The organism is Cupriavidus sp. CER-90, from assembly GCF_057652055.1.
In genome coordinates this window covers 1948421-1972626 of the sequence record NZ_JBYGYM010000002.1, presented here as the reverse complement: position 1 = coordinate 1972626, position 24206 = coordinate 1948421, and the positions used below count along the sequence as shown (strand labels likewise).

At 64.2% G+C, this 24206-nt stretch carries 23 protein-coding genes and 1 pseudogene; 11 read left to right on the top strand and 13 right to left on the bottom strand.

Translation table 11 applies throughout. The features are described 5' to 3' along the window. The first annotated feature begins 145 nt into the window (after window positions 1-145). From yajC to secF, 3 genes are all read left to right on the top strand, one after another. Window positions 146-472 carry a preprotein translocase subunit YajC gene (gene yajC / locus AC24R4_RS19685; protein ID WP_061955498.1) on the top strand — a complete coding sequence of 109 codons (327 nt, stop codon included), beginning with the start codon at window positions 146-148 and terminating at the stop codon, window positions 470-472. Between the two features lie 213 nt (window positions 473-685). Then, window positions 686-2548: a protein translocase subunit SecD gene (secD, locus tag AC24R4_RS19680; RefSeq protein ID WP_400391944.1), complete on the top strand. Its 1863-nt coding sequence runs from the start codon at window positions 686-688 to the stop codon at window positions 2546-2548. A 24-nt stretch (window positions 2549-2572) separates the two neighbouring features. Then, complete coding sequence (gene secF / locus AC24R4_RS19675; protein ID WP_153947294.1) at window positions 2573-3547, top strand: protein translocase subunit SecF; 975 nt, start codon at window positions 2573-2575, stop codon at window positions 3545-3547. Between the two features lie 105 nt (window positions 3548-3652). Here the strand turns inward: secF and AC24R4_RS19670 are convergent, their stop codons facing one another. The 8 genes from AC24R4_RS19670 to purB form a co-directional block, all read right to left on the bottom strand. Then, window positions 3653-4645: a response regulator gene (locus tag AC24R4_RS19670; RefSeq protein ID WP_400391941.1), complete on the bottom strand. Its 993-nt coding sequence runs from the start codon at window positions 4643-4645 to the stop codon at window positions 3653-3655. After that, window positions 4642-5775: an ATP-binding protein gene (locus tag AC24R4_RS19665; protein ID WP_400391938.1), complete on the bottom strand. Its 1134-nt coding sequence runs from the start codon at window positions 5773-5775 to the stop codon at window positions 4642-4644. The genes AC24R4_RS19670 and AC24R4_RS19665 overlap by 4 nt, the downstream gene beginning before the upstream one ends. Window positions 5776-5782: 7 nt before the next feature. Then, window positions 5783-7114: a sensor histidine kinase gene (locus tag AC24R4_RS19660; protein ID WP_400391935.1), complete on the bottom strand. Its 1332-nt coding sequence runs from the start codon at window positions 7112-7114 to the stop codon at window positions 5783-5785. A gap of 40 nt (window positions 7115-7154) precedes the next feature. After that, a complete protein-coding gene (locus AC24R4_RS19655) occupies window positions 7155-8546 on the bottom strand; it encodes a class I SAM-dependent methyltransferase (protein ID WP_400391932.1) in 1392 nt (463 codons plus the stop codon). 390 nt (window positions 8547-8936) lie between these two features. Next, on the bottom strand, window positions 8937-9527 hold the full coding sequence (locus AC24R4_RS19650; protein ID WP_153947290.1) for a YceI family protein: 591 nt from the start codon (window positions 9525-9527) through the stop codon (window positions 8937-8939). Between the two features lie 78 nt (window positions 9528-9605). Continuing rightward, entirely contained in the window at window positions 9606-10181 is a 576-nt protein-coding gene (locus tag AC24R4_RS19645; RefSeq protein WP_400391930.1) for a YceI family protein, read from the bottom strand. 70 nt (window positions 10182-10251) lie between these two features. After that, window positions 10252-10815, bottom strand: coding sequence for a cytochrome b (locus AC24R4_RS19640; RefSeq protein WP_400391927.1), 564 nt, complete (start codon window positions 10813-10815; stop codon window positions 10252-10254). 357 nt (window positions 10816-11172) lie between these two features. Next, window positions 11173-12549, bottom strand: coding sequence for an adenylosuccinate lyase (gene purB / locus AC24R4_RS19635; protein WP_400391924.1), 1377 nt, complete (start codon window positions 12547-12549; stop codon window positions 11173-11175). A gap of 381 nt (window positions 12550-12930) precedes the next feature. Here purB and AC24R4_RS19630 point away from each other — a divergent pair, with 381 nt between their 5' ends. The 4 genes and pseudogenes from AC24R4_RS19630 to AC24R4_RS19615 all read left to right on the top strand — a co-directional run bounded on the left by AC24R4_RS19630 (window position 12931) and on the right by AC24R4_RS19615 (window position 15663). Continuing rightward, window positions 12931-13545, top strand: a complete 615-nt coding sequence (locus AC24R4_RS19630) for a glutathione S-transferase C-terminal domain-containing protein (protein WP_400391921.1) — start codon at window positions 12931-12933, stop codon at window positions 13543-13545. A gap of 375 nt (window positions 13546-13920) precedes the next feature. After that, window positions 13921-14607, top strand: a pseudogene (locus AC24R4_RS19625) (POTRA domain-containing protein); the annotation flags it as partial. A gap of 301 nt (window positions 14608-14908) precedes the next feature. After that, window positions 14909-15388: a hypothetical protein gene (locus tag AC24R4_RS19620; protein ID WP_487523502.1), complete on the top strand. Its 480-nt coding sequence runs from the start codon at window positions 14909-14911 to the stop codon at window positions 15386-15388. Between the two features lie 35 nt (window positions 15389-15423). Beyond that, entirely contained in the window at window positions 15424-15663 is a 240-nt protein-coding gene (locus AC24R4_RS19615; protein WP_487523501.1) for a hypothetical protein, read from the top strand. Window positions 15664-15698: 35 nt separating this feature from the next. Here AC24R4_RS19615 and mnmA read toward each other — a convergent pair whose 3' ends face one another. From mnmA to AC24R4_RS19590, 5 genes are all read right to left on the bottom strand, one after another. Next, the gene (mnmA, locus tag AC24R4_RS19610) at window positions 15699-16778 is read right to left on the bottom strand and encodes a tRNA 2-thiouridine(34) synthase MnmA (RefSeq protein ID WP_487523500.1); all 1080 of its coding nucleotides are present in this window, start codon (window positions 16776-16778) and stop codon (window positions 15699-15701) included. Next, complete coding sequence (locus AC24R4_RS19605; RefSeq protein WP_400392047.1) at window positions 16775-17305, bottom strand: NUDIX hydrolase; 531 nt, start codon at window positions 17303-17305, stop codon at window positions 16775-16777. The genes mnmA and AC24R4_RS19605 overlap by 4 nt, the downstream gene beginning before the upstream one ends. A 59-nt stretch (window positions 17306-17364) precedes the next feature. Next, entirely contained in the window at window positions 17365-18273 is a 909-nt protein-coding gene (gene dapA / locus AC24R4_RS19600) for a 4-hydroxy-tetrahydrodipicolinate synthase (protein WP_400392044.1), read from the bottom strand. Further along, window positions 18260-18580: a hypothetical protein gene (locus AC24R4_RS19595; protein WP_487523499.1), complete on the bottom strand. Its 321-nt coding sequence runs from the start codon at window positions 18578-18580 to the stop codon at window positions 18260-18262. Before AC24R4_RS19595 ends, dapA begins: the two co-directional genes overlap by 14 nt. 140 nt (window positions 18581-18720) lie before the next feature. Further along, window positions 18721-19515 carry a TorF family putative porin gene (locus tag AC24R4_RS19590; RefSeq protein ID WP_400392038.1) on the bottom strand — a complete coding sequence of 265 codons (795 nt, stop codon included), beginning with the start codon at window positions 19513-19515 and terminating at the stop codon, window positions 18721-18723. A 342-nt stretch (window positions 19516-19857) separates the two neighbouring features. Between AC24R4_RS19590 and AC24R4_RS19585 the strand changes: the two genes are divergently transcribed. The 4 genes from AC24R4_RS19585 to AC24R4_RS19570 all read left to right on the top strand — a co-directional run bounded on the left by AC24R4_RS19585 (window position 19858) and on the right by AC24R4_RS19570 (window position 24201). Further along, window positions 19858-20982 (top strand): Re/Si-specific NAD(P)(+) transhydrogenase subunit alpha, encoded by a 1125-nt coding sequence (locus AC24R4_RS19585; protein WP_153947281.1) that lies wholly within the window; start codon window positions 19858-19860, stop codon window positions 20980-20982. A gap of 143 nt (window positions 20983-21125) precedes the next feature. Further along, window positions 21126-21458 carry an NAD(P) transhydrogenase subunit alpha part 2 gene (locus AC24R4_RS19580; RefSeq protein WP_066732243.1) on the top strand — a complete coding sequence of 111 codons (333 nt, stop codon included), beginning with the start codon at window positions 21126-21128 and terminating at the stop codon, window positions 21456-21458. After that, on the top strand, window positions 21458-22930 hold the full coding sequence (locus AC24R4_RS19575) for an NAD(P)(+) transhydrogenase (Re/Si-specific) subunit beta (protein ID WP_400392034.1): 1473 nt from the start codon (window positions 21458-21460) through the stop codon (window positions 22928-22930). Before AC24R4_RS19580 ends, AC24R4_RS19575 begins: the two co-directional genes overlap by 1 nt. Window positions 22931-23151: 221 nt before the next feature. Next, window positions 23152-24201 (top strand): response regulator, encoded by a 1050-nt coding sequence (locus tag AC24R4_RS19570; RefSeq protein WP_153947278.1) that lies wholly within the window; start codon window positions 23152-23154, stop codon window positions 24199-24201. The last annotated feature ends 5 nt before the right edge of the window (window positions 24202-24206 follow it).

Below are 24206 nucleotides of genomic sequence, written 5' to 3'. Positions count from 1 at the left end.
TGCGGGGTGTTTTCTGCAACGTCCGCAAAGTACTTGTAAAGCACCCCGAACAAACCCGTAATCCGCCCTAGAATGCCAGGGCGGGACAACAACCGGGTGATAGAATGCCCGATTCCCTGATTGACCTTTGTGACGGAGAAGTAACGTGCTGATTTCGAACGCTTTTGCGCAGACCGCCGGTGCCGGCGGCGCGGCCGGTGGCCTGATGAGCTTCCTGCCGATCATCCTGATGTTCGCGGTGCTGTGGTTCATCATGATCCGCCCGCAGATGAAGCGCCAGAAGGAATCGAAGGCCATGCTGGAAGCCCTGGCGAAGAACGACGAAGTCGTGACCGCCGGCGGTATCCTCGGCCGTGTGACCAAGGTCAACGAGAACTACGTGACGCTGGAAGTGGCCGAAGGCACGGAAATCACCGTGCAGAAGAACGCCGTGACCACCGTGCTGCCGAAGGGCTCGCTGAAGTCGCTCTGATCCCCGGACGGTCTTCCCAGCCTGATCCCGGCAGGTGTCGTGTGGCGCCAGACGCTCCGCCGACCCTGCCCTGCGCAGCCGCCTGCACCAGCCCCCACGGTCCTTCCGGACGCGTGACCGGGCTGCCAGGCGGCTGTTTGCCAACCGGTCCAGCCGAACCGGCGCGCCTTGTGCGCGACTTGTCGGCATGCCAACTGCAATGACTGGCCGAAGATGAATCGCTATCCGCTTTGGAAATACATCGTGATCCTGGTGGCCCTCGCCATCGGCATCACCTACACCCTGCCGAACTTCTTCGGCGAGGCCCCCGCTGTCCAGGTATCGTCGGCCAAGGCCACGGTCAAGGTCGACCTGTCCATGCAGAAGCATGTGGAGGAAATCCTGGCGCAGAACCAGCTGCAGCCGGACGGCGTCTTTTTTGACGTCTCCGGGCAATCGGGCTCGGTCAAGGCGCGTTTCCGCACCACCGACGAGCAGCTCAAGGCCAAGGACGTGCTGTCGCGCGCGCTGAACCCCGACGCCAGCGACGCCACTTACGTGGTGGCGCTGAACCTGCTGTCGGGCTCGCCGCACTGGCTGACCGCGCTGCACGCGCTGCCGATGTACCTGGGCCTGGACCTGCGCGGCGGCGTGCACTTCCTGCTGCAGGTGGACATGAAGGGCGCCGTCGACAAGAAGCTCGACAGCCTGTCCGGCGATGCGCGCACGCTGCTGCGCGACAAGAACGTGCGCCATAGCGGCATCGAGCGCGATGGCGACCGCCTGACCGTGCGCTTCGGCAACGCCGACGACGCCAACCGCGCGCGCGGCATCCTGGCCGACAACCTGCGCGAGCTGGCCTTCTCGATCGACGGCACCAACGTGGTGGGCGTGTTCACCGAGGCCGCCCGCAAGGCGGTGCAGGACGCCGCGGTCAAGCAGAACATCACCACGCTGCACAACCGCGTGAACGAACTCGGCGTGGCCGAGCCCGTGATCCAGCAGCAAGGCGCCGACCGTATCGTCGTGCAGCTGCCGGGCGTGCAGGACACGGCCAAGGCCAAGGACATCATCGGCCGTACCGCCACGCTGGAAGCCCGCCTGGCCGACCCGGCCGTGCGCAACCCGCGTCCGGGCGACCCGGTCCCGTTCGGCGACGAACTGTTTACGCAGGGCAACGGCGCCCCGGTCATGCTGCGCAAGCAGGTGATCTTTACCGGCGACCGCATCGAAAGCGCTTCGGCCGGCTTCGACCAGAACCAGCGCCCGTCGGTGAACATCAAGCTCGACGCCCAGGGCGGCCGCGTGCTGCGCGACGTGTCGCGCGAGAACATCGGCAAGCCGATGGGCATCGTCCTGTTCGAAAAGGGCAAGGGCGAAGTGCTGACCGTGGCCACGATCCAGTCCGAACTCGGTTCCAGCTTCCAGATCACCGGCTCGTATTCGACCGAAGCCGCCAACGACCTGGCCCTGCTGCTGCGCGCCGGCTCGCTGGCCGCGCCGATGGAAATCATCGAGGAACGCACGATCGGCCCGTCGCTGGGTGCCGACAACATCCAGAAGGGCTTCGATTCGGTGGCCTACGGCTTTGCGGCCATCGCGGCGTTCATGATCCTGTACTACATGCTGTTTGGCGTGTTCTCGGTGTTCGCGCTCGGCGTCAACCTGCTGCTGCTGATCGCGGTGCTGTCGATGCTGCAGGCCACGCTGACACTGCCGGGTATCGCCGCTATCGCGCTGGTGCTGGGCATGGCCATTGACGCCAACGTGCTGATCAACGAGCGTATCCGCGAGGAACTGCGTGGCGGCGCGTCGCCGCAGATGGCCATTGCCATCGGCTTCGACCGCGCGTGGGCCACCATCCTGGATTCCAACGTGACCACGCTGATCGCCGGTCTGGCGCTGCTGGCCTTTGGCTCGGGCCCGGTGCGCGGCTTCGCGGTGGTGCACTGCCTGGGGATTCTGACCTCGATGTTCTCGGCGGTCTTCTTCAACCGTGGCCTGGTCAACCTTTGGTACGGCCGCAAGAAGAAGCTCCAGAGCCTGGCCATCGGTCAGGTCTGGAAGCCGGATGCCGACGCACCGGTCGCCAAGTAAGCCAGGACATATCAGGAACACATCATGGAATTCTTCCGCATCAAGCGCGACATTCCGTTCATGAAGCACGCGTTGATCTTCAACGTGGTGTCCTTCCTGACGTTTGCCGCCGCTGTTTTCTTCCTCTGGCACAAGGGCCTGCACCTGTCGATCGAGTTCACGGGCGGCACGGTGATGGAGGTCAACTACCAGCAGACCGCCGATTTGGAGAAAATCCGAGGCCAGGTCAGCAAGCTCGGCTACACCGACGTGCAGGTGCAGAACTTCGGCACTTCGCGCGACGTGATGATCCGCCTGCCGCTGCAGAAGGGTCCGGACGGCAAGCAGGTGACGTCGGCGCAGCAAAGCGAACAGGTGATGGGCGCCCTGACGGCGGCCGCGCCTGACGTGAAGCTGCAGCGCGTGGAGTTCGTCGGCCCGCAGGTGGGCAAGGAACTGGCCACCGACGGCCTGCTGGCGCTGCTGTGCGTGGTGGCCGGTATCGTGATCTACCTGTCGTTCCGCTTCGAGTGGAAGTTTGCGGTGGCCGGCATTATCGCCAACCTGCACGACGTGGTCATCATCCTGGGCTTCTTCGCGTTCTTCCAGTGGGAATTCTCGCTGTCGGTGCTGGCTGCCATCCTGGCGGTGCTCGGGTACTCCGTGAACGAGTCGGTGGTGATTTTCGACCGGATTCGCGAAGCCTTCCGTAAATACCGCAAGATGAGCACGCACGAGGTGATCGACCACGCGATTACCAGCACGATGTCGCGGACCATCATTACCCACGGCTCGACCGAAATGATGGTGCTGTCGATGTTCTTCTTCGGCGGCCCGACGCTGCATTACTTCGCACTGGCCCTGACGGTGGGTATTCTGTTCGGTATCTATTCGTCGGTGTTCGTGGCGGCAGCCCTGGCCATGTGGCTGGGCGTGAAGCGCGAAGACCTGGTCAAGGGCGAGAAGAAAGGCGGCGATGCCCCCGACCGCAACGACCCGAACTACGGGGCGCAGGCCTGACGGGTCGAGAACCCGCGCGGCAAAAGGAAAAGGCACCTTCGGGTGCCTTTTTGTTTGTCGTTTGCCTGCCCTCCACCGCCCGGCGGCAGCGGGCACAAACCCGTGCTATGCCTCGGTCAGCTGCTCGATCCACACCGCGAGGCGGTCCGAGGCGAACGCGTCTGCCCGGGTGCCGGCGCGGGCGGCAATGGCATCGCCTTCGCGCACCAGTTGCAGCGCGCCGCCGGCCTCTTCCAGCCACAGCAGCACGGCCAGCCAGCCGGCATGTTCGGCCGACACCGCTTCGGCCACGGGACGGGACACGAATTCGTTCAGCGTGGCGGTTGTCGTCCAGGTAATCACGTCGCCGTCGCGGCGGACCGAGGCGCCCAGCGTTTCCGCCAGCACCGCCGCGGCATCACCCGCGGCGCGGCCTGCGCCACGCAGCTTCGACAGCGAGGTGGCCACGGCATGGCCAAACGAACCGCTGCGCTGGCTTTCCGCGCCCACCAGATCGGCATAGTCCAGGCGCTGCCAGTCGGGCTCGGCGTTCTGCGCGCCGGCCAGATAGGTGCCGGACAGATACGTCTCCACCGGCTGGAAGCGGCCCGGACCGATCAGGCTGGCGCACAGCGCGTGGATCATGCCCACGCGGGATGCCACGGTCTGCTTCTGCAGCACCATCAGCTTTTCGCGCACCAGCTGGTCGCGCTCCTTGCGCAGCCCGGACAGCTCCAGCGCCTGCTTCAGTTCCATGCGCAGCGCGGTAATGTCCCATGGCTTCTTGATATAGCGATGGATCTGGCCCTGGTTCACGGCCTCGACGGTCTGGTCGAGTTCGGAATAGGCCGTGGTCAGAATCCGCACGATATGCGGATACCGCTCGCGCGCATACCGCAGCAGTTCGTTGCCGTACTCGCCCGGCATGCGCTGGTCTGACACCAGCACGGCCAGGCTGTCGGCATGGGCGTCCAGCATGGCCTTGCCTTCTTCCACGGACTGGCCGGTCACCACCGGCGCCAGCTGGCCGATGGCCCGCTGGAAATACTTGACCGCAGTCGCTTCGTCGTCGACGAACAGAATCGCCGGGGGTGCCTGCGTGGTATTCGGTTCGGTCATCGATCACTCCTGTGCATACGATTCTTGGAATTTGGGAAATCGAGGGTTACGGTGGTGCCCGCGCCGGACGCCGACGCAATTCGGATGCCGCCGCCAAACGACTGCATCACCCGGTTGCAGAAGATCATGCCCATCCCGCTGCCGCCCGCCGATGCGTGCGTGGTCACCGGGTCCACCAGCAGGCGTCCCATGATTTCGGGCGGGATGCCCGGGCCGTTGTCGGCAATGCGGATCTCGGGGCGCTCGCCCGCCACCACCACGAAGCGCAGCGAGGGGTCGCGAACATCGGCCAACGCGCGCAACGCATTGCTCATGACCGACGACAGTACCAACGCCACGCAGTTGGGCAGCGTGTGTACCGGAAAATCGCCCTCCATCTCCACCTGCACCCAGCTACGCTGGTTATCGGCAAAAGGATAGGCATCCAGCAACGACGCCACCAGCGCACCGGCGCTGACTTCCTGTCCAGCGCCCGGCTTCGGCGGCGCACCGCCCGCGCTGCTGCGCACCGACTGGAGAAACGACGACAGCACCGCCAGGCAATACTGGGCGTTGTCGTGCATGGCACTGGCCGCCCGGCCAATTTCCAGCTGACGCTGCCCGCTGTACTCGGCATCGACCCGCGACCCGATACCGAGCGCAAAATTGGCGATGGCCGCCAGCGGTGTGTTCAGTTCGTGCGCCAGGAAGGCCAGCGTCTCGTCGATGGCCATCAGCCGCTGCTGGCGCACCGCCCGCTCGCGGAAGCGGTCGCCCGCCAGCCGCAGGATTTCTCGGACATCGGCCACGCCGATCGGCTTTTCCAGGATGCGGAACACCTCGCCGGAATTGACGGTCTGCAGCAGCATGTCCTTGTCGGCATAGGCCGTGACCAGGATGCGTACGATCTGCGGATACTCCTGGGCCACCTGGCGCAGCAGGTCGCCGCCGTCGCGCCCGGGCATGCGGAAGTCCGTCACCAGCACCGAGATCCGGGCATGGTGCGCGCGCAGGATGCCAACCGCCTCGTCGGCGCCGTTGGCCGACAGCACTTCGTATTCGCTGCCCACTGCGCGCGCGAAGTACTTGCACGCCATCTCCTCGTCGTCGACGTAGAGGATGGTGGGGCGCGGCTGCGTGGTGTCGGTCATGACAGCATTACTCCGCACGCGGCAGGTCGAAACTGAAAGCGGCCCAGTGGCCGACTTCGCTTTCGGCGAACAGCACGCCTTCGTGGCGCTCGATCACCGCATAGCTGATCGACAGGCCCAGACCCAGCCCCTGCCCCACCTCGCGCGTGGTGAAAAACGGTTCGAACACGCGCGCCAGGTGTTCGGGGGCAATGCCCGGGCCGTTATCCTTGACGGTCACGTGCAGGCGCTTGTCCTGCCAGCGCACGGTCGTATGGATGGCCGGGTCCTTGGTGCCCGCCTTGCGCATGGCCAGCGCGGCGTTCGAGAACAGATTGATCAGGACGCCAATGATGGCCGCTTCGTCGCCCATCACGAGCGTATCGTCGGGCATTTCCCGCGTCATCTTGACGCCGCGCAGCTCGTGCGCGGTCAGCCGCTGCGACGAATCGAGCGCCTTCTCGAACAGGAACGGCGTGCCCTCCACCTCGGCGCCCGGCTTGCGATAGGCGAATGTCTTCAGATCGGACACGATATGCTGGATGCGCTGCATGCCCTGCTTGGCATCGACCAGGCATTCCTGCAGCATCGGCTCCGACTTGGCCGCCGGCTCTTCCATGGCCACCTCGATGGCCATCAGGCAGAAGTTCACCGGATTGTTGACCTCGTGCAACAGGCCTGCCGCCAACGTACCGATGGCCGCCATTTTTTCCTGCTGCAACATCTGGCCCTTGATGTCGACCAGCTTGCGGTTGATGACTTCCAGCTCGGTATTCTTGTCGGCCACCTCGGCCTTCAGGCGGAACAGCATGAAGCGGGCACGTTCATTGAAGAATGTGTACACGCCGCTGGCCGCCGCGGCAAACAGCAGAAATAGCGAATTGACGATAAATGTGCCCATCGGTTCGACGCCGCCCGGATGCAGCAGGCAGGCGGCCGCGTAGAGCACGTACGACAGGATGCCGAACACCAGGTTTTGCCAAAGCCCGAACGGCAACGCGATGCCCGACGCGAAGATCGCCAGGTTCAGGCCCACGTAGTACGGCGATTCAACGCCTTCGGTCCGCGAGATCATCCAGGCAATCATGATCTGCGGCAGCAGCAGCCACGTCATGGTCAGCCATGGCGCGAAGCGCCGGCCGGCCTGGCTGTACAGCGCCACGATGACACCGGCGATCATCAGCGAGACCACCACGCGCGCAATCGCAAACGGCAGCTGGAAGTGCGGATACTGGCCGTAGTCCAGCCCTACGCCCAGCAGCACCAGCGCGATGGCCGTGTAGGCGCCGCCCCGGCTGAACGCCAGGCGAAAGTCGGCCAGCTCGGACTGGTATCCGGCGTAAAGTTGATTGGCGCTCATGACCTTGGCGGGGGGTGCCGCGTCTTCGGCGGCCGGGACCTCAGCGGACAGTGGCTTCGGCGAAGACATTGACGCCGGTTTCATCGACATAGAGTCGGTGGGCATGCGAGTTCTCCGGCAAGAGCGAGGACATCCCGGCCTCGTCGCGATAGATCAGATACCACTCGAGCAGGTGCTCCATCCCGAATTTCTCGGGATTGTCCGAGTGGACATTGGTGACCAGTAGCTGACCGTCCGGCTTCGAGCGCGACGCGAAATACTGGAGCAGGCGCGCGCAGACCTTGTCGGACAGGTAGTCGAACAGCCCGGCGCAGTAGACGGCATCGAACTCGCGCACGCCCGGATCGTCCGCCGCAATGCGGCGCTTGAGCAGGTCGTGCACCGACTGGTGCACCATTTCGACCGATACCTTGTGGCCCGCCCCTGCGGCTGCACGCTCCACCGACGCGCGCGTGTAGCCGAGCGTTTCCTCGCTGAAATCGACCAGCTGGAACGACAGCAACTCCGGATTCGGGTACTCGCGCACGAACCGCTGGATCTCGAACGCCGGCCCGCAACCCACGTTGAGCACGCGGAACTGGCGGCCTTCGGCGCGCGCCCTTTCGGCCTGGCGCGTCAGGTAATCCACCAGCAGGTCGATCCGGTTGCGGTGCGCCGTGGCCACCGCCGCCTTCAGGAAGGCCGTGTTGACGATCTGGAAGTAAGTGGTGGGACCCTGCTGCGGATCGCTCAGGATCTGGTTCACCATCTCGTAGTCGCCCGCATAGCCAAGCGGCTTCGTGAATGTGCGATATACGAACGGCGCGCGCAGCAGCAGCGGATGCAGCGCCGCCTGGGCATAGGTGCGATGGACCGGCGCCAGTTCCTGGTCCACGCGCTGGGCCTCGTCCTCGAGCCAGTCGAGGTAAGTCTTCACCTTCCCCATCAGGGGCGTGGCCAGTTCGTAGAACACGTCCTCGCGCAACCGCCCTTCCTTCTTGGGCAGCGATTCGGTCAGGTCCACCTGCTCGACCCAGCGCGACACTTCGGACAGATAGGCGCGCATCTCGTTGACCACGATCTGGTAGTCGCGGCGGATATTGAAGCGCGTATCCCAGTCCTGCACGAACATCTCGGCTTCGCGTGCGACCGATTTCGGTGCATCGTTCACGTCGGTCAGTTCGCGCCACTCGTCGATCAGCGTCAGCGATACCACCGCCGTCAGGCCGGTGTTCACCAGGCTCATGACCACGGCCTTGCCCAGGTACGCGTTCTTCGCGCCCATGCGCACGCTCAGCTCGCTCAATACTTCGCTGACCTGGACAATCGAGTAGGGATTGTAGATTTCCATCACCAGCGACTTGCGCTGGAGATTGATGATCGTGCCCCGCACCTGCTCGCCCTGCGAGTTGCGGAAACTAACTACCGGATCGATTTGCGTTTTGGAGTACACGGTATCGCGCCAGGGAATTCCGAGAAACGCTGCGGGACACGGCGCCCGCGGGCGTCGGCCGGGTACAGCTCAAGGCAAGGGTCTTGCGGCGAAACTACCAATCAGGGAATGCAGCCAATGCTCATATCGATGCGCGGGACCTGTTTGCGGGACGCGCGCGCCAGCCGGCGAAGACCAGGGCGAACGCCGCCCCTGAGGGTGGGACTGCGGCGAACCATTGTACTGTGGCAATTCTGAACCGTACAACAGTCCACCTGCTGCTCGAAGGGGGGTATGCAAACGGCAAAAAAAATGAGCCAGCAACGCTGCTGGCTCATGTTTCATCATGTATTGGAGAAATGACAATTTCCCCGCTGGCGCAACTTCCGCCAGAAGTGTGTCCCGCCGTGATCAGTCGGCCTTGACGGCTTCCACCTGGATGGCCAGGTTCACGTCCTGCTTGAAGCCGTACTTGGCGCCGTAGTCGATGCCGAAGTCGGCACGGTTGAACTGGGCCACGGCGTCCGCGCCGCATGCCTCACGCTTGAGCATCGGGTGCTGGATGCACTTGAATTCCTTGATCTCGAGCTTCACCGGCTTCGACACGCCGCGCAGCGTCAGCACGCCATCCACCTCGGTCGGCACGTCGCCCTTGAACTTCGAGAACTTGCCCTTGTACGTGGCTTCCGGGAAAGCCTGCACGTCGAACATTTCCGGGCCCTTGGCGTGCTCGTTCAGCTTGTTGTTGCCGAAATCGATCGACGCGGCGTCGATCTTGATATCGACGGTGCCGGCCTTGGCCGCGCGGTCCAGCGTCACCACGCCGCTGGACTTGTCGAACTTGCCGCGCCACTTCGACAGGCCGCCCAGGTGGTCGGCCTCGAAGCTCGGGTACGTGTGGGTCGGGTCGATGTTGTACGTCGTGGCGTTGGCCATGGCGGTGCCGGCGGCCAGGGCGGCGGAGGCTGCGGCCACGGCGGCGATCAGGGTACGGATTTTCATATTGAGTCTCCCGTCAAGAAGTTGGAGAGGAAGGTCGAAAAAAAACGGCCAAGGAGCTGTAAGTGGGACAAACCCGCCTCAGCCCTTCTTCGCCGGGGTCACAAGGTGGAACTTGATCTGGACATCATCGGCCACGACGGAAGTGTCCTTCCACTCGCCGTCACCGATGTTGAACGTGGTGCGCTTGATCGGCAGCACGCCATCGAACACCTGGCTGCCGTTTTCCTGCTTGTACGTGGCGGGCACGGACACGTCGATGGTCTTGCCCTTGATGGTCAGCTTGCCGGCCACGTCGTACTTGCCCGCGGCGCCGGCCTTGATGCTGGTCGACTGGAACACGGCCTTCGGATACTTGCCGGCGTCGAACCAGTCCTTGCCCTTCACTTCCTTCGTGGTCTCGGCATCGCCGATCTCGAAGCTGGACACGTCGATCTCGACCTTGGCCGACGACGTGGCCAGCTTGGCCGGATCGAAGTCCACGGTGGCGTCGAACTTCCTGAACTTGCCTTCCATCGGCACGCCGATCTGCCTGGCGGTGGCCGTGACCGTGCTCCTGGCGGCATCGATCTGGGCCCACGCCAGGTTTGCGGCCAGGCCAGCCGTTGCCAGGGCGGCCGCCACGAAGATCGTGCCGGGACGGGACATACGTTTCATCTGAGACTCCAGTGGTGACTGGCCATCACGGCCGGTTGGTCAGGCAAAGCGGTTGCGGTACGTCGGCAAATCAGCGCAGGAACGGGATCATGCGACCCAGCGTGCCGTCGCGATCCACCACCTGGTGCTTGACGGCGGCGGCGGCATGGACCACCACGATCGCGGCCATGAAGTAGTTCAGCCAGACATGGGCGAACTTCAGGATCGGCTTCAGCGTGTCGCTGGCGTCGATCAGCGGCGGCAGCTTCCACAGGCCCAGGTACACCACCGGCACGCCGGCGGCGGAACTGTAGAGATAGCCGGTGACCGGCACGATCAGGATCAGCAGATAGAGCAGATGGTGCGCGGCGGCGGCGGCCCTGGCCTGCCAGGCCGGCGTACCGGGTGCCACGGGCGGGGCGGCATGCGTGGCGCGCCAGAGCACGCGCAGCACGGCCACCACGAAAATCGTCACGCCCAGCCACTTGTGCCACGAAAACAGCTTGAGCTTGGTCGGCGTCAGCCCCGGAATGCCCGTCATGTACAGGCCCAGCCCGAACGCGGCAAAAATGCCGAAGGCGATCAGCCAGTGCAGGCCGATGGCGGTGGCGGTGTACGTCGCCTGGCCCCCCGGCCCGGATGCTTTGAAACCCATGTCAGTCAATCCCTTCGATCCTTATTACTTATTCTGCTATGTCGGCGCCAAGACAGTCTGTTGCAGTAGCGGTCCGGCCCTTCGCTGCCAATTCTCGCATTATTCGATGACCGGCTGTGCGTTGGAAGCGCCGAACTTCATGAAGTTGTTCAAATCATTTGATGTGTCGAGATGTCGCACCCGCCGCCCGGGAACCGATCGTAACGCGGCGGCGGGCCGCATGACACTGGCCGCTGGTATCCGCCAGGTAATGACTTTCGAAACTTGCGCGGCAAACAAAAAGGGCCGCCCCCTTCGGGTCAGCCCTGTTCTGTTACCTTGCGGCGCCCCGGCATGTCGCGGTGCGCCGGGCGGCGATCAGATGCGGTTGGCCAGTTCCACGGCCTTGCCGATATAGCTGGCCGGCGTCATGTCCAGCAGCAGCTTCTTGGCGTCGTCGGGAATCGCCAGGCCCTGCACGAACGTCTGCAGCGCCTCGCGCGAGATGCCCTTGCCGCGCGTCAGTTCCTTCAGCTGCTCGTACGGGTTGGGCACGCCAAAGCGGCGCATCACGGTCTGCACCGGCTCGGCCAGCACTTCCCAGCAGTTGTCCAGGTCTTCGTTCAGGCGCTCGGGGTTGGTTTCGAGCTTGCCCAGGCCGCGCAGGCAGGCCTCGTACGCCAGCAGGCTGTAGCCAAAGGCCACGCCCATGTTGCGCAGCACGGTGGAATCGGTCAGGTCACGCTGCCAGCGCGAAACCGGCAGCTTTTCCGACAGGTGACGCAGCACGGCGTTGGCCAGGCCAACGTTGCCTTCCGAGTTTTCGAAGTCGATCGGGTTGACCTTGTGCGGCATCGTCGAAGAGCCAATTTCACCGGCCTTGGTCTTCTGCTTGAAGTAACCCAGCGCGATGTAGCCCCACACGTCGCGGTTGAGGTCCAGCAGGATCGTGTTGGCGCGGGCCACGGCATCGAACAGCTCGGCCATGTAGTCGTGCGGCTCGATCTGGATCGTGTACGGGTTGAACGTCAGGCCCAGGCGCTGCTCGATCACCTGCTTCGAGAACGATTCCCAGTCGAACGACGGATAGGCCGACAGGTGCGCGTTGTAGTTGCCGACGGCACCGTTCATCTTGCCCAGCAGCTCCACGCGCTCCACGCGCTCGATGGCGCGGGCCAGGCGGGCAGCCACGTTGGCCAGTTCCTTGCCCAGCGTGGTGGGGCTGGCCGGCTGGCCATGCGTGCGCGACAGCATCGGCTGCGTGGCGTTGAGCCTGGCCAGTTCCACCAGGCGGGCCAGCACGCGCTTGAGCGCCGGCACGATCACACCGTCACGGGCGCCCTTGAGCATCATGCCGTGCGACGTGTTGTTGATGTCTTCCGACGTGCACGCGAAGTGGATGAACTCGCTGGCGGCTTCCAGTTCGGCGTTACCCTTGACCTGCTCCTTGAGCCAGTATTCGACGGCCTTCACGTCGTGGTTCGTGACGGCCTCGATGTCCTTGATGCGGGCGGCGTCGGCTTCGGTGAAGTTGTCCACCAGCGACTGCAGCTTCGCTTCCGAGGCGGCCGAGAACTTCGGCACGTCGGGCAGCCCGGCCTGGGCCAGCGCGATCAGCCAGTTGACCTCGACCTTGACGCGGTTGCGCATGAAGGCCGCCTCGGACAGCCATTCGCGCAGCGCATCGGCCTTTGCGGCATAGCGGCCATCGATGGGAGACAGGGCGGTGAGCGGCGAAAGGGAAGACGTGGACATGCTGGCAACCGGGAGAAAAGAGGAATGTGGAGGTTCGTGCGGGGGCGCAAGGAACCACGCGACAAGGGCCGGATGCGACGAATCCGCCGCATCGCCCCGCCGATGCAAGGGCCGGTTCGGCAGGCGGCGCACACCGTCCCGCCAAACGCGCAACGCGGGATTTTACCATCGCCCCATGGCGCTGTGCGGGTCGCTGTGGGCGCCACCCCTCCATGCGTGCGCAAGGCCGCATTGATGCCGCATTCGCGTGACTCCGCAGGTATACTCGCGCTCGCCCATCCGTTAGCCTGTTATGAAGTCCATCGGGCACGCCGCCGCGCCTGCCAGCGCACCCGTGCCACCGAGCGCCGATGCACTTCATAACAAGCTCAAGGGGAGAACATGAAGCTGTATGCGTCACAGACCAGCCCGTATGCGCGCAAGGTGCGCGTGGTGCTGGCGGAGAAGAAGATCGACTACCAGATGATCGAGGAAAACGTCTGGTCGCCCGACACCATCATTGGCCAGTTCAACCCGCTCGGCAAGGTGCCGTGCCTGATCATGGAAGACGGGGGCGCGGTCTTCGATTCGCGCGTGATTGCCGAGTACGCCGACACGCTGTCGCCCGTCAGCCGCCTGATTCCGCAGGGCAGCCGCGAACGCCTGGAAGTGCGCTGCTGGGAAGCCCTGGCCGATGGCCTGCTGGACGCCGCCCTGCTGGTCCGCCTGGAGGGCACCCAGCGCAAGCCCGCCGAACGCAGCGAAAGCTGGGTGGCACGCCAGCGCGGCAAAATCGACGCCGCAGTGGCCGCCATGTCGAAGGGCCTGGCCGACAAGCCGTGGTGCACCGGCATCCACTACACCCTGGCCGACGTGTCCGTAGGCTGCGCGCTGGCCTACCTGGACTTCCGCTTCCCGGACATCGCCTGGCGCGACCAGTACGCGAACCTGGTTGCCTTCCAGGACAAGATCGAAAAGCGCCAGTCGTTTATCGATACGGAGCCGCCGAAGGGTTGAACCTTCGGAAAGGTCCGAGCCAGATTGGCCGCAGATCTGACACACATCGTAGGCGCAATACAACGGTCAGCATTTTTCCACCGTTGTTCGGAAAACTTCAAGCGTTCTACGATTTTCACCTCTAGCGCCTCTCGCTAACGTCCCGCGCTGATCTGGCGCGCGGACGATCGGTGGACGCAATGTTCACCGCCTGCCTCATTGCACCCCAATGCGCCGATTCAGCTTCGGAGCGGCGACGTGGGACATCAACAGGTCAGGACAAGTCATCGTAACGCGCGCGGATTCGCGCATCGTTACGGGCTATGGCGGCTATGGCGGCTATGGCGGCTATGGCGGCTGGCCGCCGGTATCGTTGCCCTGCCCGGCCTTGCCGGCATGGCCCTTGCGCAGCCGGCGCCCGGCGCACCACCACGCGATTCAAAGACGCCTGAACTGATCCGGCAACAGGAGCGCGAGCGCGCATTGCGCGAGCGCATGGAGCCGGAGACCGACGTCCGGCTGCAACGCCCTGCCGCCACGGCCACCGAGGCGCTTCCCGCCGACGAATCGCCCTGCTTCCGGATCGATCACCTGTTGCTGGCCGGCGACGCCGCCGAGCGCTTCCAATGGGCGCTTGCCGCAGCCAGTCCGCCGGAGGATGGGGCAACCGGCCGCTGCCTGGGCTCGCACGGCATCAATATCGTGATGGCCCGCGTGCAGAACGCGCTGGTGCAGAAAGGCTATGTCACCACACGCGTACTGGCCGCGCCGCAGGACCTGAAATCGGGCACGCTGACGCTGACCGTGCTGCCCGGCCGCATCCGCGCGATCCGCTTCACCGAAGATTCCAATCCGCGCGCCACCCAGTGGAATGCGCTGCCGGCGCGGCCCGGCGACATCCTGAACCTGCGCGACATCGAACAGGGGCTGGAGAACTTCAAGCGCGTCCCCACGGCCGAGGCCGATATCCAGATCGTGCCCGCCGACGGGCCCGGCGCACGGCCCGGCGAAAGCGACCTGGTCATCCGCTGGCATCAGGGCATCCCGTTTCGCATCAGCGCCACGGTCGACGACTCGGGCAGCCCCCGAGGGAGATGCCCAGTAGCCCCAACCCCAATGCTACTGCAGAGGATTTTGCGCAGCAATTTTTCGGCGGGAAACCGCCCACCAAATCGGTACCAATCGATAATTGCGAGGGCTGCTGGCGTGCCCAAACACCAGAAGGCGGTTGGATAACGTTCAGGCCCGCTGGGCAGGCTAGTAAGGATACATTGCCGACGACCGCTACGGTTGAAATTAACGACCTAAGTATCAACGCTTTGAATTCATCGCCGAAAGGCAAGCCAAGTATATTGAAGCTTAAATTTCCACGCTAGGACCGGCTATGAAGATGTCATCAATCCAAGCCTCGACGCTTCAGGATTATCTGTACCTGACAACCTTGGATGCCTATTGTCCAGATGCATTCATTGGAGGGCGGCAGCCAGCCCCGATCAACGCTCACGAAATATGGCAATTCGCAGTGGAAATGATATATCGATGTCTTCGATGCAATTTTTTGCATATTGACGAGAAATGGATTATCACCCACGAAATAGATGGCCATTATGGATTCGCACGCCACCTAGCAAATCACAACCCATTCGATGCCAAGGACTTTGAAAAATATGGTGCGCTATATTGGATCGAACCTGAATTGACCGCATCAGAAGAGACGAGGAATTTGATAGAAAATTTTCACATCGACTTGTCATCAAACGCCTGCGAACCCCTCATTGAGCGCGTCGAAGGTTCATTTGAAAGACATGGGATGAAATTTGGGGAGATATTGATTCCCATCAAAATGGAAAAGGGGAAGCGGTAATCGCTCGATGAATCGTCAACTGCCGACGCAAATAAGTGACCGTGCAGTATCTGGGCCGCGAATCCATCTCTGCCCGGGAATCCCGGTATGAGGATGCCTGCAAGCTCAAGGTGAGTTATTACGACTCCAGCAGAATGCCGCTGCTGAATACCCTATTCGAAGGGACGTTGTGGCTGGCAGCCAACGCGGGGCCCGTGAAAGTTACCGGGGGAACGACCTTGGGTGTCGATTTGCTGACAGGCGAGAGCGCGGTCAAACCCGTCGGGGAATTCTAGACACGACGAAAAAAGGGCCTCACGGCCCTTTCCCCCTACCGGATAATCCCCCCACCCAGACAAACCTCCCCGTCATAGAGCACGGCGGACTGCCCAGGCGTCACGGCCCACTGCGCCTCGGCAAACGACAGCCGCAGTGCATCGCCTTCGGCCTTGACGACCGTGCACGGGGCGTCGCTTTGCCGATAACGCGTCTTGGCTGCCATCGTCGAACCTGCTGCCGGCGGTTCGCCGGCGACCCACGACAGGTCTGCCGCGTCGAGTTCGGGCTTCAGCAGCCACGGGTGGTCGTGGCCTTGCACGACGTAGAGCGTGTTCGATGCCATGTCCTTGCGGGCCACGTACCACGCGTCGCCGCTGCCGTCCTTGCTGCCGCCCAGGCCGATGCCCTTGCGCTGGCCCAGCGTGTAGAACGCCAGGCCGATGTGTTCGCCGACGACCTTGCCCTCGTCGGTCACCATCGGGCCGGGCTTGGTCGGCAGGTAGCGGTTCAGGAAGTCGCGGAACGGGCGTTCGCCGATAAAGCAGATGCCCGTCGAATCCTTTTTCTTCGCGTTCGGCAGGCCGATTTCGGCGGCGATCTCGCGCACCTTGGTCTTCGGCATTTCGCCAAGCGGGAACATCGTGCGCGACAGTTGCGCCTGGTTCAGCCGGTGCAGGAAGTAGCTCTGGTCCTTGGTATGGTCGAACGCCTTGAGCAGTTCAAAGCTGCCGCTGGCGGCCTGGCGCACGCGCGCATAGTGGCCGGTGGCGATCAGTTCGGCGCCCAGCGACATGGCATGGTCCAGGAAGGCCTTGAACTTGATTTCGGCGTTGCAGAGCACGTCCGGGTTCGGCGTGCGGCCAGCCGAGTATTCGCGCAGGAAATCGGCGAACACGCGGTCCTTGTACTCGGCGGCAAAGTTCACCGCTTCCACGTCCACGCCGATCACGTCGGCCACGGACGCCACGTCAAGCCAGTCCTGCCGCGTGGAGCAATACTCGCTGTCGTCATCGTCCTCCCAGTTCTTCATGAACAGGCCGATGACCTCGTAGCCCTGCTGCTTGAGCAGCCATGCCGTGACCGACGAATCCACGCCGCCCGACATGCCGACTACCACTCTCTTGCCGCTCACGATGCCGCTCCCGGTGCTGCGGTCGCGGCCGCATCGGTGGCGCCGGCGATGGCGGTGGGATGGGTATGCAGCAGGTCCAGCGCAAAACGCTTGCCGGCCAGGTAGTCGTCGACGCAGGCCATGACCAGCGGCGAGCGATGGCGGTCGGCGCAGGCGCGCAATTCCTCGGCGGTCATCCAGACCGTGCGGACAATGCCGGTATCGAGCTGGCGGCCGGCGTCAAGCGAGCCCAGGTCGCCCGTGAAGCCAAAGCGGATATAGGTGGTATCGCCCCCGTCGCGCGACGACCGGCCCCGGCTCATGTAGCAGCCGAGCAGCGCGCGCGGCTCGAACGTGTGGGCGGTTTCTTCGAGCGTTTCGCGGACAACGGCGCGGATCAGGCTCTCGCCCGGTTCCAGGTGGCCCGCCGGCTGGTTCAGACGCAGGCCATCGGCCGTTTCCTCTTCCACCAGCAGAAAGCGGCCGCCGCGTTCAATGACGGCGGCAACCGTGACGCTGGCAATCCATTCACGTGACATGATGCACATTTTTTAAGCAATCCGGCATTTTACCGGTTGCCGTTCGAACGTGCATGGCGCGCGGCGTTTCAGGCCGCCTCGGCCGTCAGCATGGGCGGCAGCAAGGCGATGGCCGCGTCGATGCGGGCCACAAGTGACTTTGACGCCGGTATCAGCGGGCGACGCACCTCGGCGGTGGTCATGCCGGCCAGCGCCAGCGCGGCTTTCACCGGCGCCGGATTGGGCTCGGCGAACATCAGCCCGATCAGCGGCGACAGTTGGCGGAACAGCGCCCGCGCAGCCTCGTCGCGCCCGGTGCGCGCCAGATGCAGCAGCCGCACGAACAGGTCGGGCCGCACATGCGCCGCGGCCGGCACGATGCCCTGGCCGCCGCGCAGCAGGTGGTCGAGCATCGACGCATCGTCGCCGCAATACACCCCGATCAGGTCCTGCATGGCCAGCGTACGCATGCCGGCCGGGTCGCATTCCTTGACGGCCACGATCTGCGGATGGGCGGCCAGGCGCCATGCCAGTTCGGGGGCCATCGTGCAACCCGTGCGCCTGGGTACGTTGTAGAGCATCACCGGCTTGCCCGTCTGGGCGGCCACGCTGCGCATATGCCAGGCGATGCCTTCGTCGGATACCCGCAGGTAGTACGGCGGCGGCACCAGGTAGCCGGCCAGCGGCAGGCGGTCGAGCCTGCGCACCTGCTCGCATACGGCATGCGTGGCCACCCCGCCCACGCCGGCCATCACCGGCAGCGTGCCCGCGACGGCTTCGAGCACCGCCGCCGTCAGCATGAACCGCTCGGCATCGGTCAGCAGGCCGCCCTCGCCGGTCGTGCCCAGCACGATCAGGCCATCGACACCGGCCGCCGCGTAGTGCGACGCCAGGCGCTGGGCGGCGTCGAGATCGACCTGGTCGTCGCGCAACGGCGTGACCATCGGCAGCCACAGGCCATCGGCAATCGCGCCGCGCCGCGGATCAATGCGTGCCATGGTCGTCTCCGAGCATCGTCGCGACGCCAAATTCCGCCGCGGGCAAGGCCGCCATGATCGCGTGCATGGCCGCGTCGCGGTCGCCGCGCTCCACCTCCACGTGCAGCGACGTCTCGCCGTTGCGATGATCCACTTGCACCACGTAGATGCGGGCCATGTTGCCGATCGCGCGATGCAGCGTCTGGCGCAGCGCGAAGACCTGTGACGACGAGACGGCCAGGCGCAGGCGAATCCAAGGGTCCTGGGCAATGGCACGGCGTCGCGGAACCGATGCAAACGCCACGGCGAGACTCGATGACTGTCGCATGAAGCGAAGATCCGCGCGGGGCGGATCGTCTGTTGAACATGGCTCCATGCTAGGGAGACCGGCCTCAATTTGATGCAGCGTTTGGTCGGCCCGCCATCAAGAACGCGTAAAGGCGCAGGCCGCCAGCATGTGTCCGGCGCTCAGAACGTCTTCGTGATCGACGCGAAGGCCGTCGCCTTGCCCAGGTAGCGCCCGCGCGTGTTCGTGTAGGCCGCCTTGCTGGCATTCGTGTCGATATAGGCCACGGCCAGCGAGAACCCGCTGCCCAGGTCCTTCGTCAGCCCGAGCTTCCAGTCCGTGTACGAGGCATCGCTGAAATGCTGCACGCCCTGGTAGCCGACATGCGCGTTCAGCGTCAGGCCCCACACGTTCAGCGGCACGTTGGCCGTCAGATCGACGTAGTGACTGTTCTTGCTGTCGGCAAACCCGAACAGGTTGGTCACCGCATGCGAGTACTTCAGGAATACGGGCCCCCAGCCGATGCCGGCATACAACTCGGTGGTGTACGGACGCGTGGCCGTGTAGCCGCCCGGATAGTAGTACTCGAGCACGCCCACGTCGTAGTTGAATGCCTGGTCGGCCAGCGTGAACGTATTCCGGAAACCGCCATAGAAATCCATCTCGACGGGTGCGGACACCGTCGCGTCGGCATCGCCCAGCCAGCTGATACTCGAGTTCCAGTTGCCGACGTAGAAGCCGCTCTCGTGGGCATAGTCGAAGCCGCCCTGGATGGCCGGGCGCCGGTCGGTCTGGCTGATCCCGCGGTAGCGGTAATCGGATACCACCGACACGTTGGCCGTGAAGGTGTGCGGCGACGCCGGCTGCGCGGTATCGGGGGTTGCCTGCTGCGCGACGGCGTTGGAAAACGGGGCGGCAAGCAGGACGGCGGCGGCCAGCGTGGCCGGCGCCGAGGTCATCAGGCGGGTTGCAATCATCAATGAAAAACCGTGGGCGTATTGGGAAAAAACGCCTCGAAAGAGACGTGAACGCCACGATACGCAGCCCCGCATCAAATCGGCGTCAAGATTCCAGGTGACGCCGATGTCATTTCATCAATGACCGGAATTCAAGGGAATCCGATGTGCATCAAACGAGTCGTTTCATGAGCGGAAAAGATGAGTCTCGGTGAAAGCACATATACCCGACCGGCGAGTCACCACCGAACGTAAGTTTCGGGTAAGCTGCGCAAAAATTGAGGCATTCTTTTGCAATGCATCAACGGGCGAGGACGTTGACCCGACCAGATTACGAACGACGCCAGACAGGAGAAATTGACGATGCATATCGGTATCCCGCTTGAGACGCGGGCAGGTGAGACGCGTGTCGCCGCCACCCCGGAGACCGTCAAGAAGTACGTAGCGCAGGGCCATCAGGTAACGGTGCAAGCCGGTGCCGGTGTGCGTGCCAGTATTCCCGATGCCGCGTTCGAGGCGGCCGGGGCCCGGGTGGGCTCCGGTGCCGATGCGCTGGGCGCCGAGCTTGTGCTCAAGGTGCGTGCACCTGACGATGCCGAGCGCGCGCAGATGAAGCCGGGGTCCGTACTGGTCGGCATGCTCAACCCGTTCGACGTCGAGAACAACGCCCGCATGGCCAGCGCCGCCGTCACGGCGTTCGCGCTCGAGGCCGCGCCGCGCACCACGCGCGCCCAGAGCATGGACGTGCTGTCGTCGCAGGCCAACATCGCCGGCTACAAGGCCGTGCTGGTGGCCGCGCACCACTACCAGCGATTCATGCCGATGCTGATGACCGCGGCCGGTACCGTCAAGGCCGCCCGCGTGCTGATCCTCGGTGCCGGCGTGGCGGGCCTGCAGGCCATTGCCACCGCCAAGCGCCTGGGCGCCGTAATCGAGGCTTCCGACGTGCGCCCCGCCGTGAAGGAGCAGATCGAATCGCTGGGTGCCAAGTTCCTGGACGTGCCGTTCGTCACCGACGAAGAGCGCGAGATCGCACAGGGCGTGGGCGGCTATGCGCGCCCGATGCCGGCCGACTGGATGCGCCGCCAGGCCGAACTGGTGCACCAGCGCGCCACGCAGGCCGACATCGTCATCACCACCGCACTGATCCCCGGCCGTCGCGCCCCGGTGCTGCTGGCCGAGGACACCGTCAAGCAGATGAAGCCCGGTTCGGTCGTGGTCGATCTGGCCGCCGCGCAGGGCGGCAACTGCCCGCTGACCGTGGCCGACGAAGTGGTGGAGCGCCACGGCGTGATCCTGATCGGCCATACCAACCTGGCCAGCATGGTGGCGGCCGACGCGTCGGCCCTGTACGCGCGCAACGTGCTGGACTTCCTGAAGTTGATCATCGACAAGGATGGCCGCTACACGCTGAACCTGGAAGACGACATCGTCGCCGCCTGCCTGATGTGCAAGGACGGCCAGGTCGTCAGGCAGCAGGCCGCCTGACATCCCGTCTGAAGATGCCGCGGCGCTGAAAAGAGCCCTGCGCCACGGCCCGCCGCGTCCCCGGCACGCTTGATCCTGCAGTTTCAGCCCGCCTGCGCGGACGCGACGCCCGGCAGTATTCAAAAGCAACGGAGGAGAAGTCGATGGAGATGGTGAACCACACGGTGATCAACCTGATCATCTTCGTGCTGGCAATTTACGTGGGGTACCACGTGGTGTGGACGGTCACGCCCGCGCTGCACACCCCGCTGATGGCCGTGACCAATGCGATCTCGGCCATCATCATCGTCGGTGCCATGCTGGCGGCCGGCCTGACCGAAGGCGGCGTGGGCCGCGTGATGGGCACGCTGGCCGTGGCACTGGCCGCGGTGAACGTGTTCGGTGGCTTCCTGGTGACCCAGCGCATGCTGGAGATGTTCAAGAAGAAGGAGCCACGCGCCAAGGCCGGGGCTGAAGCCGCCAAGGGAGGTGCGTGATGGAAGGCATCAGCATGAACCTTGTGACGCTGCTGTACCTGGTGGCGTCGGTCTGCTTCATCCAGGCCCTGAAGGGGTTGTCGCACCCGGCATCGGCCCGCAAGGGCAACGCGTTCGGCATGGTCGGCATGGCGATTGCCGTGGTGACCACGCTGGTGCTGATCGTCAAGCTCAAGAACGAGTTCCTGGCCGTGGGCGCCGCGCAGTCGTCGGTGGGCACCGGCCTGGCGCTGATCTTCGGCGCGCTGGTGGTGGGCGGCGGCATTGGCGCCTACGTGGCACGCAAGGTCGAAATGACCAAGATGCCCGAACTGGTGGCGGCGATGCACTCGCTGATCGGTCTGGCCGCGGTGTTCATCGCCGTGGCCGCCGTGGCGGAGCCGGCCGCGTTCGGCATCACGCCGGCCGGTACGCACCTGATTCCGCTGGGCAACCGTATCGAGCTGTTCATCGGCTGCTTCGTGGGGGCGATCACGTTCTCGGGCTCGGTCATTGCGTTCGGCAAGCTGTCGGGCCGCTACAAGTTCCGCCTGTTCCAGGGCGCGCCGGTGGTGTTCCCGGGACAGCACTGGCTGAACCTGCTGCTGGCCATCGCCATGGTCGGCTTTGGCGTGATCTTCTTCCTGTCGCAGTCGTGGCTGCCGTTCCTGATCATGCTGGCCATCGCCTTCGTGCTGGGTGTGCTGATCATCATCCCGATCGGCGGCGCCGACATGCCCGTGGTGGTGTCGATGCTGAACTCGTACTCGGGCTGGGCGGCGGCGGGCATCGGCTTCTCGCTGAACAACCCGATGCTGATCATCGCGGGCTCGCTGGTGGGCTCCTCGGGTGCCATCCTGTCGTACATCATGTGCCGCGCGATGAACCGTTCGTTCTTCAACGTGATCCTGGGCGGTTTCGGCGCCGAGGCGTCCGCTGCCGGCCCGGCCGGCGCGCAGGCCCAGCGCAACGTGAAGTCCGGCTCCGCCGACGACGCCGCGTTCGTGATGAGCAACGCCGAGACCGTGATCATCGTGCCCGGCTACGGCCTGGCGGTGGCCCGTGCGCAGCATGCACTGAAGGAATTGACCGAAAAGCTGACCGAGCACGGCGTGACGGTGAAGTACGCCATCCACCCCGTGGCGGGCCGCATGCCGGGCCACATGAACGTGCTGCTGGCCGAGGCCGAGGTGCCGTACGACCAGGTGTTCGAGATGGAGGACATCAACAGCGAGTTCGGGCAGGCCGACGTGGTGCTGGTGCTGGGCGCCAACGACGTGGTCAATCCGTCCGCCAAGACCGATCCGAAATCGCCGATCGCCGGCATGCCGATCCTGGAAGCCTACAAGGCCAAGACCATCATCGTGAACAAGCGGTCGATGGCCGCCGGCTACGCGGGCCTGGACAACGAGCTGTTCTACATGGACAAGACCATGATGGTGTTCGGCGACGCCAAGAAGGTGGTGGAGGACATGTTCAAGGCCGTGGAATAAGCTGCCGTTAATGTTCGGCAGTGGCCGTCAGGCGCGCAGTGCTGCCAAGTGAATAAAGTAACGCGCAGACCTGAAATCAATAAAATCGAAGTAGTGCGGCCAGCAACCAACGCTGGCCGTTTCCTTTTGCGTGGTCTGGTTGCGCATGCAGACGCAGGCGCTATACTGGCTTGCCCCGTTCTTTTTCCCCCTTGCGGCCGGCGGCCAGATTTGATCGCACCATGACATTCCCCGCGCACGACCGGAACCTGTCGGTTTTCCATCACCCAGTCCTGACGGTACTGGTGGACGACAGCAAGTCGTTTATCGACAGCCTGGCTTTCCAGATGGATGCATCGCGCGCGGTGGTCAGCTTCACCGATCCGCGCGACGCGCTGACGTGGATTCGCGAAGCGTATGCCACGCGGCATCCCGCCTTCCTGCCGGTACGCGTCACGCACGACGACCTGACCTTCCTGTCCGAACGCCGCACGGTGCAGCTCGATGTCGACCGCATCCATCGCCAGATCCACGATGTGCATCGCTTCCTGCAGCCCGGCGTGGTGGTGGTGGATTACTCCATGCCACAGATGGACGGGCTTGAATTCTGCCAGGCGCTGGAAGACCTGCCGTGCAAGACCATCCTGCTGACCGGCACGGCCGATGAAAGCATCGCCGTGCAGGGCTTCAACCACGGGCTGATCGACCGCTACGTGAAGAAGCACGATCCAAACATGGTGGCGCGGCTGAACGACGAAATCGACGCGCTCCAGCAGCAGTACTTCGCGTCGATCTCGCGCACGCTGCGCGACCTGCTCACGCGCCATTCGTACTCGTTCCTGTCCGACCCGATCATGGCCGACCGCGTACGCCAGACGGCGGCGCGCTATGGCTTTATCGAGTACTACCTGTTCCCGAACCCCGTGGGCATGCTGCTGCTGACCGCACAGGGCCATGCCACGCTGATGGTGATCGAAACCCGCGCCGGGCTGATGAGCCAGGTGGAGTCGGCCGAAGCGTACGAGGCGCCGGCGGCATTGATCGAAGGGCTGCGCGAGGGCCGCATCGTACCGTTCTTCTGGCCCGGCAACGGCATGTACACGCCAGCCTGCATGGACTGGGAACAATACTGCCTCCCCGCGGAACGCTGCGAGGGCAACGAGGAATATTTCTACGCGCTGTTCGACCTGCCGCGCCACATGCTGCAGGAGCCGGTGGTCAGCCTGCAGAGCTTCCTGTCGGAGTTTTCGCGCAACGGCGCGGCGATGACCGGGCGGAACAAGCTCGCGTAGTACTT